This is a genomic window from Sulfurospirillum tamanense, assembly GCF_016937535.1.
Lineage (GTDB): Bacteria > Campylobacterota > Campylobacteria > Campylobacterales > Campylobacteraceae > Sulfurospirillum_B > Sulfurospirillum_B tamanense.
This window is the reverse complement of sequence record NZ_JAFHKK010000061.1, coordinates 1-1,180: the sequence shown is the minus strand read 5'-3', so window position 1 is coordinate 1,180 and position 1,180 is coordinate 1. Positions and strand designations below refer to the sequence as shown.

General features: G+C 44.8%; 1 protein-coding gene. It reads right to left on the bottom strand.

Going from position 1 to position 1,180, the window contains the following annotated elements; all coding sequences use genetic code 11:
* Positions 1-233 precede the first annotated feature (233 nt).
* A complete protein-coding gene (locus tag JWV37_RS12605) occupies positions 234-1,130 on the bottom strand; it encodes a protoheme IX farnesyltransferase (RefSeq protein ID WP_205460239.1) in 897 nt (298 codons plus the stop codon).
* Positions 1,131-1,180: the final 50 nt, after the last annotated feature.

Here is a 1,180-nt window from a genome sequence, read left to right as displayed (position 1 = left end):
GTTTGCACCAAGACGACACAAACGACAATGATCCAAAATCGATAATCTTTTAGCATCACACCCCAATCCAAAGAATTTGTTAATTAATACAAATTTGAAAAAATTAATTCAAAATAGTACCTTTAAACAAATAATATTACAACATGGGCGCGATAATCAAAAAATCTTTACATGTAAAGCGCACTCACCTGCATTTGTACAGCTTTATGCGCTTGTTTTTGTGACAATATACTTTAAGTAAAATACCAACGATCAACCACCAAAAAGGCAACCGCCAAAAGCATGTAGAGGTTGAGATGCATGAAAATTTTCTTACATGTAAGCCGTTGTGCGCTCTCTTTAAGGTTAAAAAGCGGCAAAGAGGTATAGACCAAAAAGAGCGCGTGCGCCACGATAAATCCTAAGATAATGTCACTTTGGGGCATAAAAAAGCGCACCACCAGTAAGGCCGATATAATCGTCAACAGTATCCACACATAAGTAACGCGCGCGAGGGATTTCACCCCCATCACGTCCACCATCGTCGGGAAATTGGCACTGGCGTAGTCTTTGTGGTACACAAGCACCAAGAGCCAAAAATGGGGAACTTGCCAGATAAAATAAAGCCAAGCAAGAGGCAAAAAACGCACCTCAAAAAGCCCTCCGCCTGCAGCCATCCAGCAAATCATCGGAGGCACAACGCCCAAAATAGCACCCGGAAATACCGCGTAAGGGCTTGCTTGTTTCATGGGCGTGTAGACACCGTTGTACAAAAACACCACAACAGCAGAAAAGAGAATGCCCACAGCCCCCAAGGCCACGTACAAGGAAACCGTGGCACTGGCGATGAGTAAAGAAATGGTCGTGATAGCCGCAAAGGGCGAGATTTTCCCTGTCACAAGAGGGCGGTTTTGGCACCGTGGCATCTTGGCGTCTAGCTCTTTTTCTTGGTATTGGTTTAGCGCACTCACACCAAGGGCTAAAAGAAAAATGCCCAAAAGGGAAAACCAAAGCGCGGCCGTAATCTCTTGGGCGATGAGCAAATAGACCAACAAGCCCGGCAAGCCAACCGCGGAAGACAACCCCGCTTTGGTAAAAACAAGATACTCTCTCAAGCCCGCTCTTGAGGCTGTCGCTGTTGTTGCTTTCATGCTAGAGTCCTTTAAAATATTCAATCAACACATTGATTTCTTCTTCACTC